Annotated in this window: 13 protein-coding genes and 1 pseudogene; 12 read left to right on the forward strand and 2 right to left on the reverse strand. The window is 45.4% G+C overall.

From position 1 onward, the window contains the following. Nucleotides 1-67: 67 nt before the first annotated feature. The 5 genes and pseudogenes from EHO57_RS02840 to EHO57_RS02860 all read left to right on the forward strand — a co-directional run. Nucleotides 68-433, forward strand: a pseudogene (locus EHO57_RS02840) (FHA domain-containing protein); the annotation flags it as partial. A gap of 164 nt (nucleotides 434-597) precedes the next feature. Beyond that, complete coding sequence (gene leuC, locus EHO57_RS02845; protein WP_135642699.1) at nucleotides 598-1,995, forward strand: 3-isopropylmalate dehydratase large subunit; 1,398 nt, start codon at nucleotides 598-600, stop codon at nucleotides 1,993-1,995. A gap of 14 nt (nucleotides 1,996-2,009) precedes the next feature. After that, nucleotides 2,010-2,636, forward strand: coding sequence for a 3-isopropylmalate dehydratase small subunit (gene leuD / locus EHO57_RS02850; protein WP_135642701.1), 627 nt, complete (start codon nucleotides 2,010-2,012; stop codon nucleotides 2,634-2,636). Nucleotides 2,637-2,668: 32 nt separating this feature from the next. Further along, a complete protein-coding gene (locus EHO57_RS02855; protein WP_135642703.1) occupies nucleotides 2,669-3,670 on the forward strand; it encodes a PLP-dependent cysteine synthase family protein in 1,002 nt (333 codons plus the stop codon). A 6-nt stretch (nucleotides 3,671-3,676) separates the two neighbouring features. Further along, a complete protein-coding gene (locus EHO57_RS02860) occupies nucleotides 3,677-5,557 on the forward strand; it encodes an AAA domain-containing protein (RefSeq protein ID WP_135642705.1) in 1,881 nt (626 codons plus the stop codon). Between the two features lie 85 nt (nucleotides 5,558-5,642). Here EHO57_RS02860 and EHO57_RS02865 read toward each other — a convergent pair whose 3' ends face one another. Further along, the gene (locus EHO57_RS02865) at nucleotides 5,643-6,269 is read right to left on the reverse strand and encodes a DUF1109 domain-containing protein (protein ID WP_167882234.1); all 627 of its coding nucleotides are present in this window, start codon (nucleotides 6,267-6,269) and stop codon (nucleotides 5,643-5,645) included. A gap of 123 nt (nucleotides 6,270-6,392) precedes the next feature. Here EHO57_RS02865 and EHO57_RS02870 point away from each other — a divergent pair, with 123 nt between their 5' ends. From EHO57_RS02870 to gshAB, 7 genes are read left to right on the forward strand one after another with little or no spacing between them, the layout of a single operon-like run. Next, nucleotides 6,393-6,980 (forward strand): RNA polymerase sigma factor, encoded by a 588-nt coding sequence (locus EHO57_RS02870; RefSeq protein WP_135642707.1) that lies wholly within the window; start codon nucleotides 6,393-6,395, stop codon nucleotides 6,978-6,980. Between the two features lie 3 nt (nucleotides 6,981-6,983). Next, nucleotides 6,984-8,153 carry a GNAT family N-acetyltransferase gene (locus EHO57_RS02875; RefSeq protein ID WP_135642710.1) on the forward strand — a complete coding sequence of 390 codons (1,170 nt, stop codon included), beginning with the start codon at nucleotides 6,984-6,986 and terminating at the stop codon, nucleotides 8,151-8,153. Further along, nucleotides 8,150-8,476 (forward strand): ATP-dependent Clp protease adapter ClpS, encoded by a 327-nt coding sequence (clpS, locus tag EHO57_RS02880; RefSeq protein ID WP_135642712.1) that lies wholly within the window; start codon nucleotides 8,150-8,152, stop codon nucleotides 8,474-8,476. Before EHO57_RS02875 ends, clpS begins: the two co-directional genes overlap by 4 nt. After that, entirely contained in the window at nucleotides 8,473-10,710 is a 2,238-nt protein-coding gene (clpA, locus tag EHO57_RS02885) for an ATP-dependent Clp protease ATP-binding subunit ClpA (RefSeq protein WP_135642714.1), read from the forward strand. The genes clpS and clpA overlap by 4 nt, the downstream gene beginning before the upstream one ends. 56 nt (nucleotides 10,711-10,766) lie before the next feature. Continuing rightward, nucleotides 10,767-12,497, forward strand: coding sequence for a gamma-glutamyltransferase (gene ggt, locus EHO57_RS02890; protein WP_425460767.1), 1,731 nt, complete (start codon nucleotides 10,767-10,769; stop codon nucleotides 12,495-12,497). Nucleotides 12,498-12,530: 33 nt separating this feature from the next. Continuing rightward, nucleotides 12,531-14,072 (forward strand): glutamate--cysteine ligase, encoded by a 1,542-nt coding sequence (gene gshA, locus EHO57_RS02895; RefSeq protein WP_135642718.1) that lies wholly within the window; start codon nucleotides 12,531-12,533, stop codon nucleotides 14,070-14,072. After that, nucleotides 14,060-15,094: a bifunctional glutamate--cysteine ligase GshA/glutathione synthetase GshB gene (gene gshAB, locus EHO57_RS02900; protein ID WP_167882244.1), complete on the forward strand. Its 1,035-nt coding sequence runs from the start codon at nucleotides 14,060-14,062 to the stop codon at nucleotides 15,092-15,094. The genes gshA and gshAB overlap by 13 nt, the downstream gene beginning before the upstream one ends. Here gshAB and EHO57_RS02905 read toward each other — a convergent pair. Next, a complete protein-coding gene (locus EHO57_RS02905) occupies nucleotides 15,091-15,342 on the reverse strand; it encodes a glutathione S-transferase N-terminal domain-containing protein (protein WP_210410008.1) in 252 nt (83 codons plus the stop codon). The two genes, gshAB and EHO57_RS02905, sit on opposite strands and share 4 nt — an antisense overlap. Nucleotide 15,343 lies beyond the last annotated feature (1 nt).

Raw genomic sequence — 15,343 nt, forward strand, 5'->3', positions numbered from 1 at the left:
ATGGTATGCAATCTTTCTTCCGGACTGAGAGAACCTTCCGGCAATCTCCTTCCCTTTTTCCAAACGAGAAGAAGAAAGGATCGAAACGGAACGTTCTCATCCGATCGCCCTCAAAGAATTTGAAGAGGGAGAGGCTTACGAAAAAGCCACCCTGGTCCTGAAAGAGGGAAGAAATCCCGGCAAACAATATTCGTTAGGAAGAGCGGAAACTACCATCGGAAATTCGGATCTATGCGATCTGGTTTTGTATGAACAATCGGTAAGTAAAAGTCATGCAAGGATCCGAAAGGTCAGGAATCGGTACATACTCTACGATCTGGTTTCCGAAGCAGGCACCTTCTTGAATGGGAAAAAGGTTTTGAGGCCTCGTATCCTGTATGATTTCGACGAGATCGGGATAGGTAAGGCCCTTCTTGTCTTTCGCGGAAAGTAGAAGAGCAAATCCAAGCCCATCTTTCGGAACCTTCTTTACGAAAAACTGCTTCTTTTTAGCATGGAAGGGAGACTCTTCCGGATCTCTGGAAATTTCAACCCTTCCTACGAATCGGCTCCGGTCTAATCTTTATCTTTTATTATCCCCTGGGGGATCTACATACCATGAAAACGATGTTCGAGAAAATCTGGGAAGACCATCTGGTCGGCGAATTAGAAGGCGGTTCCTACCTTCTCTATATAGATCGCCACCTCATACATGAGGTAACAAGTCCCCAGGCTTTTGACGGTATTCGTATGGCACATAGAAAGGTGCGTCGTCCGGAAGCTACTTTCGCGACCATGGACCATAACGTTTCCACTCGCATTCGTAATTTAGAATTAGCCGATCCGATCTCTGCAAATCAAATGAAGACCCTCATGAAGAATTGTGATGAGAATGGGATCAAATTATACGATCTGAATCATCCAGACCAAGGGATCATTCACGTGATTGCTCCGGAGATGGGACTGACTCATCCTGGAATGACGATTGTTTGCGGGGACTCCCATACTTCTACTCATGGTGCGTTCGGCGCGCTTGCTTTCGGGATCGGGACTTCGGAAGTAGAGCATGTGCTTGCCACTCAGACTCTCTTGCAAAGAAGAGCGAAGACAATGGAGATCCGAGTCGATGGAAAATTATCTCCTCATGTCACTGCGAAGGATATCGTTCTTGCAATCATCGGAAAAATAGGCACAGGTGGGGCGACCGGTTATGTGATCGAGTACAGAGGTTCTGCGATCTCTTCCCTCAGCATGGAAGCTCGTATGACCGTATGTAATATGTCCATCGAAGCAGGAGCTCGTGCGGGATTGATTGCTCCGGACCAAGTTACTTTCGATTATTTGAAAGATAGAGACTTCGCTCCTAAAGGCGCAGAATGGGAATTGGCTCTTCAAAAATGGAAACGCTATGTAACCGACGAAGGCGCTAAGTTTGACATTAGTATCGTACTGAAGGCAGAAGACATCGCTCCTCAAGTTACCTGGGGAACTTCTCCAGGACAAGTAGTCCCTGTGACCGGAGTGGTCCCGGATCCGAAGGACGCTCCTGATGCTGTGGAAAAAACGAGTATCGAAAACGCACTCAAATATATGGACCTGAAACCAGGACAGAAACTGGAAGATGTAACCGTGAACAAGGTGTTCATCGGTTCTTGCACGAACTCAAGGATTGAAGACCTAAGAGTAGCTGCTTCTACCGTAAAGGGCAAAAAGGTTTCTTCTAAAGTGCAGGCAATTGTGGTCCCTGGTTCCGGAAGGGTAAAACGCCAAGCTGAGTCGGAAGGTCTGGACAAGATCTTTGTAGAAGCTGGCTTCGAATGGAGAGAACCAGGCTGCTCCATGTGTCTTGCTATGAATGACGACGTTCTTTCTCCGGGAGACAGATGTGCTTCTACTTCCAATCGTAACTTCGAAGGAAGACAGGGTAAAGGGGGAAGAACCCATTTAGTCGGTCCAGCTATGGCAGCTGCTGCAGCGATCGAAGGCCATTTCGTAGATATCCGTTCTTGGAAATAAGGAGATAGAGAAGAATGAAAGCATTTACCCAACACGAAGGTCTGGCAGTTCTGATCGATCGTCCAAATATTGATACGGATCAGATCATTCCCAAGCAATTCTTAAAGAAGATCGAACGAACAGGATTCGGGATCCACCTATTCCATGACTGGAGATACTTGGACGACCAAGGCACTCAGCCAAATCCTGAATTCAGCTTAAACCAGGATCGCTATAAGGGAGCCTCCGTTTTAGTTACCAGGGACAATTTCGGTTGCGGTTCTTCTAGAGAGCATGCTCCTTGGGCTCTGGAGGACTACGGCTTTAGGGCTATTATCGCTCCTTCGTATGCGGATATCTTTTATAATAATTGTTTCAAAAACGGAATGCTGCCTGTTGTATTAAAGGCAGAGGAAGTGGAAGAGATCTTTAAGATCGTGGAAAAGACTCCCGGTGCAAAGATCAAGATCGACCTGGACAAGCAGAACGTGATCAGTCCTTCCGGGAACGTCTATACTTTCGAAGTGGATTCTTTTCGGAAATATTGTTTGTATAATGGGTTGGACGATATCGGTTTAACACTTCAACACGAAGCGAAGATCAAGTCGTACGAAGATCAGAACCGCAAAGACCTTCCTTGGTTGTACGCTTCCAAAAAATAAAGATCCTTGGATAGAAGGGCACAGAAGAGACTATGTTTGACGAGATTTCCCGTTCCATCGACGAGTTCGGTAATAGCCTGCTCGGTGCCCTCAATAATGTCCAAAATGCATTCGGAAGAGAGCTGAGTGTAGCCAAGCCGATCAAAGAGAATGTTTTGCAGATGATTGGGAATACTCCTCTCATCCGTTTGAACCAGATCGGTTCTCATATTCCGAATGTGGAGATCTATCTTAAGGCGGAGTTCTGCAATCCAACAGGCAGCGTAAAGGACAGGACAGCACTTTCCATGGTACTCGCCGCAGAAAGAAGAGGGGAACTCAAACCGGGAGGATATATCTTCCAAGCAGGCTATAATACTACCGCGATTTCTTTGGCTTGGATCGCAGCCGTTCGTCAGTACAAGTTCAAGGTCTATTTAGCTCCGGACACGGAACAGGAAAAGATCAAGGAACTCAAGACCTATGGGGCTTCTGTAGAAGTGGTCCAACTGGCAAAAGGGAATTGGGACGATTCCCTTTTAGAAACTGCAAGAGCGGCCAAAGAGAAAGATAAGAATGCAGTCATTCTAAATGAGTTCAAGGATATGGCCAATACCAATGCTCATTTCCTATTTACCGGTCCTGAGATCTGGAGAGACTTGGCAGGCAATGTGGATGCATTCGTTGCGGGTGGCGGTTCCGGAGGAACTCTTTCCGGTGTAGGTCGTTTCTTAAAAAGTAAGAAACCATCTCTTCGTGTCATTATGGGAGTGAGCAAAAACTCCAGATTTATCCGTAAGATGGTGCAGGGCGATTCCAGTATTCGTCTGCCGGAGTCTTTCGATCCTAAGGTCACAGACCAGTACATCGGAGTGGATCGAGAAGAAGCTCTTAGATACCAATCCGAGCTCTATCAGAAAGAAGGAGTCTTTGCGGGACTTACCACAGGAACTACTCTTGCTTCCGCCATTCATTATGCAGAGAGCCTTCCTACAAGAGAAGACCAAAAAACTCCTAGCTACAAGATCGTGGTCTTATCTCCCGATCGTCTCTAAGTCCAGATGGCTTCCCATTACGAGGCCTTACGAGAGTCTCTCAAAAAAGAAAGAAAGGCAGAGTTAGATCGATATAAGGCCGAACTTTCTAATTCGGACCTCAACCAGAGGATCCAAAGCGGACTTACCGTATATCCTCTTGTTTTCGAAGATGCGGAACTCAGTCCGGATGGAAACTGGAAAGTTGTCCTAAAACCCACCAAAGAAAAGAATATACCGGAACTGTTCAAGACAGGAACTCCTGTCCGCATCTTAAAGGATACCGAAGAATATCCGACCGTTCTGTTGAAGGCAAACGAAGACTCCTATATCGTCTATATGGACGAGGTGCCGGAATGGGTAGAAGAAGGAAAACTCGCTCTGGAAATCCTTCCGGATGAGACTAGCTTCAAAGAATGGGATAGGGCTTTGGAGAAGGTACTGTCTGCGGAAAAAGGTTCTAGAGCGAAATTCTTTGCAGATCTATTCTCAAACCAGATACGGATCTCTTCTCCTCATTTCAAGACTCAATCTGGTATTTCAGAAAAACTGAATGAATCCCAAAAGACGGCTGTTTCCGCTATTCTGCAAACGGAGGACTTCGTTTTAGTCCATGGTCCCCCTGGAACGGGAAAAACCAAAACCCTAGTAGAGGCAATTCGTCTGCTGGTTGCCCAAGATAAGAAGGTTCTAGCATCCGCTCCCACGAATTCCGCTTCGGATCTTTTGGTAGAATGTCTGGTAGAGTTAGGGATCTCTGTACTTCGGCTGGGACATCCGGCTCGGATCAGCCAAGAGATTATCCATAACTCCTTGGAGTTCAAGCTTTCCGCTCATCCGGAAGCAAAACTGATCGAAAGGGATAGAAAAGAAGTACAAGAACTACTAAAGAAGGCTCGTAAATTCAAGCGAAGCTTCGGCAAGCAAGAAGCGGAAGAACGAAAGGCACTCTACAAGGAAGCGGACCAACTCAGAAAGGGGATCAAGTCCAGGCAAAAGATACTCGTACAATATCTACTCGATTCGCATCCGGTCATCGTTTGCACTCATACGGGTGCTTCTTCTTATCTTTTGGAAAACAAGAGCTTTGATTATGCGATCCTGGACGAGGGAAGTCAGGCAATAGAACCTTCTTCTTGGCTTCCTATTTTAAAAGCGGAGAAGGTTGTGATTGCGGGGGATCCGTTTCAGCTTCCGCCGACAGTGATCTCCGATGATGCACTACTTAAAGTTTCTCTAATGGAAAGGCTGATTGCTCTATTTCCGGATAAGGAAAGGATCTTCTTATTGGATACCCAGTATAGAATGACGGATCCGATCATGAGTTTTCCGAATCATAAGTTCTATGAGGGAAAATTGAGGTCAGGTTTTCCGGAAGAACAAAGGAATCCTTCTCCTTTTGCCGACGAGTATCCCTTTTCTTCTAGTTTGGTGTTCTTAGATACTTCCGGAACAGACACTGCCGAAGAGAATTTGGAAGGAAGTCTCGGAAATTCTTGGGAAGCGGAGTTTACGATCTCTATCGTGAACAAGCTAGTGGAGGCGGGATGGAAACCGGAAGAGCTTTCTATTCTTTCTCCGTACAGGTTCCAAAGGTATCTCCTTCTCCAAAAGCTAGAAGAGACGGATCCGGAACTCGCAAAGAAAATAGAGGTTGAGACCGTGGATTCCTTCCAAGGAAGAGAGATCGGTGCAGTCGTATTTAGCTTGGTCCGTTCCAATCCGGAAGGTCAGGTCGGCTTTCTTTCCGAGACCAGAAGATGGAACGTCGGAATGACTCGGGCTAAGAAACTTTTAGTGATGATCGGAGACGGTTCCACTTTGGGACAGAATGAATTTTTCCAAGATCTAATACAATCCGTGGAGATAGAAGGAGAAGTAAAGACTGCCTGGGAGTTTATGGACTGAAAGAAAGTCCGGATCCTTCTTCTTTTCTTTTTTGGTTTTCTGATTCCTTCCTATTGTATCCGATCCCTTCAGAAATAGGAAATCCTTACCAAACGAATTTCTTCTTAAGAGGGAGCCAGAAGAGTATGATCCATGCAAAGCTTGCTAAAACATGAGCCAAAAATAGATGAGAAGGCTCCTGTACTGGACAGATGAATTTCAAAGAAAGATTGGATGCCGCGAAAATCACGCTCAAGAATAGGAAAGCGGACAGCCCAGGACGAGAACTCGCCATTTTTCGGATCCAGATCCAACCGATGCCACCTAAGATCAAAGAAGAGCCTGCAACAATTAGGGGACAAGGACCGATATGCACATGCTCTAACTCAAAGGCGCTAGCGAATTGAAACAGATTAAAGCCCATCCATAAAAAGATGGAAGCACCCGCTCCCCAGAAAATCCAGACCGAACTTTCTTCCGGGTACGCGGTCTTACTTAATAAGTATCCGGCGATCACTCCCCAGATAATAATTAAAGTGGGTTCCGGCCACCAGCCGGGAAAAGCGGGAGGGCGGTTTGCTAAGAGGGATATGCTCCAACCGAGCAATAGACCGGAAGCTAAGAGCCCAAGCCAAGATAAGAAAAGAATATTAAAATTCAAATTTCCTCTCTGCAGATCCGCGCTTAAACTGCGTATCAGCTCATCCGTCTTATCGTTTTTGGGGTTCAACATCGGTCCTCCTTTTTAGATTTTCCGCTTTAAAGTAAGAAAGATTGGACATCCATAAAAAATCCAGTCGAATAGCTTTCTTATCAGAATTCGTACTATACTTCGGAGAGAACGGTTCAAGGTTACATGGTCGGAAAGCAAGAAATCTGGGAAGTCCTTTCGGAAAGAATGCGCCGTGCCCAAGAAGGGGATGCAAGGGAATATGAACTTCTTCTGACCAAATGTAGGGAGATCCTGAGCAATTATTTAAGCCAAAAGGTAAAGGATTGGGAAGATAGAGAGGATCTGATCCAGGACATTCTGATCGGAATGCATAAGGCCAAGATCACGTACAGGCCGGATCGCCCGTTCGCCCCATGGTTCTTCTCTATTGCTAGATACAAAACCATCGATTATATTCGTAAGACAGGGACCAGAGATCGATTCGTATTCGCTGAGATGGAGGAGTTTCCTCAAGAAGAAACGACTTCTCCCGAGGATGAATGGGCGCTTGCACAAGGCCTAGAATCCTGGTTAAGCGTTCTAGACCCGAGGCAGAAACAGATCCTGACCATGGCAAAGTTAGAAGGAAAATCCGTGAGAGAGATCTCTCAGAGCACTGGACTTTCCGAATCCAATGTAAAAGTGATCGTTCATAGATCTATAGAGAAGATGAGACGCTTTTTTTCCGAATCCGGGAGAACGGGAGAGGACCCGAATACGTCCAAGAAGTAGAAAATGCCTTCCCAAACCAAGACTCGTTGGATCGATTCTCTAAGTGAAATTTCTTCCGAAGATTGGAATCGCTTAGCGGATCCGGAGAATCCTTTCTCGGATCATGAGTTCTTATACTCTTTAGAACTTTCTTCTTGCGTCGGTTCCAGAACTTCTTGGCAGCCTGGATATCTTTTGGCCGAGGATGAGAAGGGTTTGCATTCCGCTTTAGCCTTCTATCATAAATACGATTCGTACGGAGAATATATTTTCGACCATGCTTGGGCCAATTTCTTCTCTCAGAATGGTCTCTCTTATTATCCAAAGGGACTGATTGCGTATCCGTTCACTCCGGTAAACGGTAGAAAGATATTTAGAAGGGAAGACGTCTCTGTAGATGCTGCCTTGGATGTTCTTCTCCCGGTCCTTCTCAAGGAATCCAAACGACAAGGCCTTTCTAGTATTCATTTCCTATTCCTGGAAGAAGAAGAGTCCAAGGCCTTAGAGAAGAGAGGATTTGCCACTCGGATCACTCATCAGTTCCATTGGAGCAATCGGTCGTACGAGAGCTTCGAGCACTTCTTAGGAGATTTTAAATCCAAGAAAAGAATGCAGATCCGAAGGGAGAGAGAGGCGATCCGTTCAGACGAGATCAAGATCCTGATCAAGCAAGGAAGCGAGATCACAGAAGAAGATATGGACAGCATCTATTCCTTCTATACGGATACATATTCCCGCAAATGGGGATCTCCTTATCTCAACCGAAAATTCTTCCGATTGATCCGAGAAAAATTCGCAGAAAAGATCGTACTTTTCCTAGCGGAGAAACACGGAGAGAGGATTGCCGGGACTTTTAATTTAAGAAAGGGAAAGAAATTGTACGGAAGGTATTGGGGATCTATAGGTCATTTTCCCTTCTTGCATTTCGAATGTTGTTATTATTCTCCAATCGAGTATTCCATCCAAAACGGTCTAACGATCTTCGAGGCGGGGGCTCAAGGAGAGCAAAAGTTTTTAAGAGGATTTCCTGCCGTACCCACGTATAGCTCCCATTTTATTTTCCATGAGGGAGCGAGAAATGCGATTGAACGTTTTTTAGAAAACGAAAGAATGAATATGCAGGAAATGATATTAGAGACGAATCTTCATTCTCCTTTAAAAGAGCAGCCGGGTCTAAAAGGTTCAGAGTTATGAGCGATCTAAAGACGGAAGAGCAGGTCCTTACTAAGGAAAAGCTGAAATTAAAGAGGCCTTCCAAATATAGAGTCGTGATCCTGAATGACGATTATACTCCGATGGAGTTCGTAGTCTGGATCCTGAGAGTCGTATTCTATAGAAGTCAGGTGGAGAGCGAGCAGATCATGCTAAAGGCTCATACGACCGGCAAGGCGCTCTGCGGAGTTTATACTCAGGAAGTCGCCCAGACCAAAGTGAAAGAGACGCATTTATTGGCCGAAGAACATGGACATCCTTTGCATTGCCAAATGGAAATAGAGGATGGTGAGGAAGAATCATGACATTATCCGAAGAATTAGAAAAATCCCTAAACAAAGCAAGAGCCGAAGCCTTGCGACGAAGGAACGAATACATTACTCTGGAGCATATTCTTCTTTCCTTAACCTATGATCCTGTAGCTCAAGAAGTATTGCTCGCCTGCGGTGCCGATCTAGAACAGCTTCGAAGTGAGCTGAAAGAATTTTTAGACACGGAGATGGAATCGGTCCCGGAGAATTTCGGCGAGATCGAACCCGATTATACCATAGCGGCTCAAAGAGTCCTACAGTTAGCCGCATTCCATGTGCAATCCACTCAAAAGAAAACCTTAGACGGAGGTTATGTGCTTGCCTCTATCTTTAGAGAAGATCAATCCCATGCCGTCTTCTTTTTGGGAAGACAGGACATCTCTCGATTCGATGTGGTCCGTTATATTTCTCATGGGATCAAGAAGGGTGAAAAAGTAGGGGAAGGCGCTGGCAACGAAGAATCCTCTAAGAGCCAAACCGGGGACGCACTCAAGGACTTCTGCGTAAACTTAACCGAAAAGGCTAAGAACGGAAAGCTAGATCCTCTCGTTGGTAGAGAAGAAGAGATCGAAAGAACCGTACATATCCTCGCCAGACGTAGAAAGAATAATCCTATTTTCGTTGGCGATGCGGGAGTAGGTAAGACAGCAATCGTAGAAGGTCTCGCACTCAAGATCGTAAACGGACAGGTCCCTGATATATTAAGGAATACAAAACTGTTCTCCTTGGATATGGGACTTCTTCTTGCCGGTACAAAGTTCCGAGGGGAATTTGAAGAGAGACTGAAGAATGTAGTACAGTCGATTACGGCTGATCCAAATAATGTTCTCTTCGTGGATGAGATCCATACGATTATCGGGGCGGGAGCCGTTTCCGGAGGATCCTTGGACGCTTCCAATCTATTGAAGCCGGCTCTTTCTAACGGAGAGTTACGTTGCATCGGGACGACTACATACAAGGAATACAAGGCAATATTCGAAAAAGATCATGCACTCTCTAGACGCTTTCAGAAATTGGAAGTGGGAGAGCCTTCCGTAGATGAGACCATTTTGATCTTGAAGGGACTGCTTCCTAAATACGAAGAGTTCCATTCCGTGAAATATTCTTCGCAAGCGGTAGAAGAGGCGGCGAGACTTGCGGATCGATATATCTTGGATCGCAAACTTCCGGACAAAGCGATCGATCTGATAGACGAGGCTGGGGCCAAGGTAAAACTAAGAGCCTCTTCCAAGACTAAGATCGTAAGCGTGAAAGAGATAGAGGAATTGGTCTCTAAGATCTCCAAGATCCCTCCTCGTACTGTTAAGGCAGACGATAGAGAAAAACTTAAAATACTGGATGAGGAACTAAAACGTAAGATCTACGGACAGGACAAGGCAGTCACTGAGCTTGTACAAGCGATCCGACTTTCCAGGAGTGGGCTTTCCGAGCCGGGAAAACCTGTGGGCTCTTTCCTATTCGCGGGACCTACAGGAGTGGGTAAGACGGAACTTTCCAAACAACTTGCCGCTATTCTGGGAGTGGAATTCATTCGCTTCGATATGAGCGAATATATGGAGAAACATACCGTTTCCCGTTTGATCGGTTCTCCTCCGGGTTATGTAGGTTTCGAACAAGGAGGGCAGCTTACAGATGCGATCGTGAGGACTCCTCATTGTGTTCTTCTTCTGGATGAGATAGAAAAAGCTCATGAGGATATTTATAATATTCTCCTCCAGATCATGGATCATGCCACTCTTACTGACAATAACGGAAGAAAGGCAGACTTTAAGCAGGTCATATTGATCATGACCACGAATACTGGTGCAAGGGAAAGAGCGACGAATCCATTAGGTTTCGATAATACTGCTCTTCTGGACCGTGGCCTAAAAGCGATTGAAAGACAATTTTCTCCCGAATTCCGAAATAGGCTCACCGCAGTCATCGAATTCAATAGCTTAGAAGAAGATGTGGTCTCTAAAGTGGTCCGCAAACAGTTGGAACTCCTAGAAACCAGACTAAAAGAAAAGAATATCCATTTGCAGTATGGGGAAGAAGTATTACGTTGGATCGCAAAGAAATCCTACGATCCTCTCTTCGGAGCAAGACCAGTGCAAAGATGGATAGATGCCAATATTTCCAAGAAACTCTCGGAAGAGATCTTATTTGGGGAATTGAAATCCGGCGGACTCGCTTCCTTGGAAATTGTGGAAGAAGAACTCAAATTGGTTTTTCATCCTAAACACTGAGAACGGATTTCGCAAGGACTATGGAACCAAATTTGAATCGTAGACTAGCTTCGGGGATCCTTCTTTCCTTTTCTATTTTCTTCCTTCTATTCCTAGGTTCTTGTAAGAAGAATGTTCTTCTCATCGAAGGGAGGGAAGTTTCTACTCAGAATCTGGTCGCTCCCAAATTCGGAAAGGATCCGAATTCACTCTTTGCAGAATCCAAGAAGATCATGATCTCTACCGATTCCAGGGAAGCGTCTAAGATCGGATTAGAAATCTATAAGAAAGGGGGGAATGCGGTAGATGTGGCAATCGCTTCTTCCTTTGCAGTCTCCGTTACTCGTCCTCAATCTACCGGGATTGGAGGCGGAGGATTCTTAGTCTTTCATAATGGAAAGACTGGCAAGTCGTATGCATTCGATTTCAGGGAAAGGGCTCCCTTCTCCGCGAGTCGGAATATGTACAAAGGAAAGCCTAAGGAAGAATCCCTACTCGGCTATAAATCCGTAGGAGTTCCCGGAACCGTTGCGGGTCTTGTTCTTATCCAAAGGAAGTTCGGTAAACTTCCCCTTAAGGAAGTTATCCTTCCCTCCATTAAACTTGCAGAGGAAGGGTTCCCTATCTATCCGGATCTCGCGGAAGCGATCCAAGAATCAGAAGAGGACATGAGTCCCGGAATGAAAAAGATCTTTCTTCCTAAAGGAAAGATCCCGGAAGCGGGGGAGATCTTAGTCCAGAAAGATTTAGGAAAGACCCTACGAATGATCTCCGAGACGGGAGATACCGAATTCTACCAAGGAAAGATCGCAAAGGCATTAGCCGAAGAGGTAAGTTCTCGGGGAGGAGCCATCCATCTCCAGGACCTGCAAAAGTATAAAGTAAAAGAAGGACAGCCTTTAGAGATAGAATATAGAGGACATACGATCCGAACGATGTTCCCTCCTTCTTCCGGAGTTCATCTGCTTACCATGCTGAAAATGCTCGAGACAAAGGAACTCCACTCTCTGTATGATTTCTCCCAAAGCGATTATTATCATTTTCTAGCTGAGGTTATGAGAAGAGGATATTCGGACCGGGCAGTTCTGGGTGGAGATCCGGGTTTTACAAAGATCCCGGTTTCCACTCTTCTCACTTCCGAGTATGCAAAGGAGAAGATTGGAGATTTTAATCCGGAAAAGGCGACTCCTAGTTCTACGTACTTAAGCAGATTGAATCTAAAGGCCGAATCTCCTCAAACCACTCATATTTCCGTCGTGGATGCGGAGGGAAACGCTGTCTCTACGACTCAATCCGTAAACTATAGGTTTGGAGCGGCAGTCATCTTGGACGGATACGGTTTCGTTCTGAACGATACTATGGATGATTTCAGTCGTTCTCCGGGAGAACCGAATGTGTATGGTCTTATCGGTGCGGAAGCAAATTCTATCCAACCGGGCAAGACTCCTTTGAGTTCCATGTCTCCAACAATCGTTCTAAAGAATGGAGAGGTGTTTTTAGTAACCGGCGCTCCCGGTGGTTCTTATATCGTAAACGCCGTGCTCCAATCCATTCTATTCAACGTTGATCTGCATCTTACCTTGTATGAGTCTGTGGCTAGGGGAAGGATACATCATCAGTTCTTTCCGGATGCGCTTTCAATGGAAGGGCCTGCTACTGACACGGCTACATTCAATCAACTCAAGGCCAAAAAGCATGATATTCGGCTTGGGAACAATTACGCAAAATTATTCTCGGTAAAACGTGAAAACGGCGTTCTATACGGAGCCGCTGACCCAAGAGGGGATGGAATTCCTTTAGGGGAATAGCTCCCATATTCAAGATTTATAATAGGATTATTTATGAAACGCAGTATCTCTCCTTCTGTCTGTCCAAATCTCCGCCATGCTGTAAAGGCAAAGCACGGATTGGAAAAGGAAAGCATGCGCATATTCCACGACGGAAGGATTGCGACGACTCCCCATCCGGAAGGATTGGGTTCGAGTCTTACGAATCATTTTATTAAGACGGATTTTTCCGAGCCTCAGTTGGAGTTTGCGACCAATCCAAGACCCAGGATCGAGGCGATCGTAAGAGAATTACAAGATTTGCATATATTCACTACCAGACATTTAAAGGAAGAATGGATCTGGCCTTTTAGTATGCCTCCTATTTTACCTAAGGAAGACAAGGACATACCACTCGGGCAGTATGGACATTCTTTTTCGGGAGAATGGAAGACCATCTATAGGAACGGCCTTGGATTACGGTATGGAAGAAGGATGCAGACCATCTCCGGTGTGCATTATAATTTTTCCTTCTCAAACCTGTTCTTAAAGCAATTCTTAGGAAAGGAGATCTCCGCTTTTACCAAAGAGGAGATCTCCGAGCTATATCTTGCCGTGACCCGGAATTTCCTTCGTAGAGTTCCGGAAGTTATGTATCTCACGGGAGCCACTCCTGCTTTCGATGAGACCTTCTTGCCTGTGCCTAGCGATTTCCCGTTCATTAAACATAAACAGCATACGTACTATGCCCCTTATGCGACTTCCTTGCGTATGAGTGAGATCGGATACACGAGTAAGGTCCAGGACGAGCTTCCTATCAATTATAATTCATTGAAGGAATACATGAATGGGATGTGTTATGCTGTAAGCACTCCGTACGGTCCCTACGAAAAACACGGTGGGATACCGAATCAGCTCAACGACTATTTCCTACAGATAGAGAATGAATTCTATTCTCCGATCCGTCCTAAACAAGTTCCTAAAAACGATGAGAGGCCTCTGGATGCTCTAAAGGCAAGAGGGATCCAATACTTGGAGATCCGATGTTTGGATCTTGTGCCGGAATCACCTACCGGAGTATATAAACCCAGTCTAGGTTATATCCAGATGATCCTGCTCGATGGACTCTTGAAAGATAGCCCGGCTATTCATCAGACAGAGAAGGTCCGACAGAGAGAAAATACGAGAAGAGTCCTTTGGGAAGGAAGAAAACCGGGGCTCACGGTGCTTGGAGATTCCGGAGAAGAAGTGGATTTCATTTCAAGAGCGAAAGAATATACGCAATCCCTTCTTCCTATTGCGGAAGAACTAGATCGTCATACTGGAAGGATGTTCTATCAAGAAACCTTAAAGTTAATGAACGCCAGATTCGAGGATCCGAAATTGACCCCTTCTGGAAAAATGATCGACCGGATCGAGAATGAGGGTTGGGAGTTTAGGGATCTGGGCATCCATCTTGCCAAAGAGAATTTTAGGAACCAATCCCAGATGGAACTCACTCCCGGTAAATGGAATATGTTTGTGAAAGAAGTCCAGAAATCCATAGCGGAAGAGACAAAGATCGAAGAAGCAGAGAAGGTTAAGAAAAACCCAACCGCAAGGATCTGCAATCATTGAAGTATAAATTAGAAAAAGGGGAGTTCCTGGACCCGAATGAGTTTTTACTCAAAGGATTCGAGGATCTGGAAATTTCCACGCAGATCATGATCCGGGACGCGCTCAATCGCGGTCTGGAAGTGGAGATCTTAGAGAGAAAGAGCCATTTTATCCGCTTAAGCGGTAATGGAAAAGTCCGGCTCATAAAGGAAGCCTCTAAAACTGAATTGGATTCTTATATGACTTTTTTGGTTATGGAGAATAAGACAGTTACCAAAAGAATATTAGAAGAATCAAATATAGAAGTTCCGAAAGGTACTAGTGTTCCCGATATTCTTTCCGGTCTGGAATTTTTGCAGAATATCGAGGATCGGATCATGGTGGTCAAACCAGTGACCACAAATTTCGGGATAGGGATCACCATTCTGCCTATGAATTCGGATATTTCCGAACAGAGAAAGGCTTTGGAACTTGCCCTTAGCCTTTCTGAAACTGCGATCATAGAAGAATTCGCTCCCGGTAACGAATATAGGTTCTTAGTGATCGGAGAGGAATGTGTGGCGGTTTGTAATCGGATCCCCGCAAACGTAAAAGGTGATGGGAAGAAGACGATCCGAGAGCTGATAGAAGAAAAGAACCGGGATCCCAGAAGAGGAGTGGGGCATGTAACCCCATTAGAAAAGATCCAGCTCGGCGAAACGGAACTTTCCGTCTTAATCCAGGCGGGAAAAAGTCCGGATACCATCCCTAATTCGGAGGAGATCGTTTTCGTTCGAAGGAATTCGAATATCAGCACTGGAGGGGACTCAGTGGATGTAACTGATCTTGCCCACGAATCGTACAAGAGATTGGCGGTCGAAGCGGCCAAGGCGGTGGACGCGAAGATCTGCGGCGTGGATATTATCGTAGAAGATCTGAGAACGGCAGGAAAATACAAGATCTTGGAATTGAATTTCAATCCTGTATTATATATTCATAATTATCCCTACTCCGGAAAGAATAGAAAGGTTGGGGAGAAGATCCTGGATCTTCTGGGATTCTAAACTAGTTCGGTTTTCTTGCGGGAGCGAACGTAATCCACTATATCTCTGGATTCGTACATCCGGATATTCCCATCCACTAAAAAAGGAACCTGGCTCAGTCCCCCTAGTCGAACGACTTCGTCTCTCCCAGGGGTTCCTCTGCTTGCTTCCACCAATTCATAGTCTTTTCCTTCTAATAAGCCCATTTCAGAGAATTCTTCTCTTACATACGCACAATAAGGACAGCCGTAATAATGGTAGAGCTTCATC

Source organism: Leptospira langatensis (genome assembly GCF_004770615.1).
GTDB classification, from domain to species: Bacteria; Spirochaetota; Leptospiria; order Leptospirales; family Leptospiraceae; genus Leptospira_B; species Leptospira_B langatensis.